Annotated in this window: 1 protein-coding gene; it reads right to left on the reverse strand. The window is 68.2% G+C overall.

The genetic code is table 11. The annotated features are described in order from the left end of the window. A partial coding sequence (locus EOD29_RS34525; RefSeq protein WP_164764077.1) for a hypothetical protein occupies positions 1-242 on the reverse strand: 242 nt, incomplete at both ends.

Genomic DNA, 242 nt, shown 5'->3' on the forward strand with positions numbered 1-242 from the left:
GGCCGCCCCGGTCAAAAGCTTGCCATAGGTCAGCCGGCCGGTGACCGGATCTTCGACGGCGGGCTTCTTCATGCCGAATTCATGGCCGGCCCGGATGACGCGCTCGAGCACGGTCGAGGAGGTGTCGGCGGTGCGGAACAGCAGGTTCGACATCACCTGGTAGAGGGCGGCACCGGCCGCCGTGCGGCGCTTGCGGCCCTTCAGCTCCGGCGGCACTTCGAGCTTCACCGGCTCGAGAATGG

It is taken from the genome of Mesorhizobium sp. M1A.T.Ca.IN.004.03.1.1, assembly GCF_003997555.1.
Classification (GTDB): domain Bacteria; phylum Pseudomonadota; class Alphaproteobacteria; order Rhizobiales; family Rhizobiaceae; genus Mesorhizobium.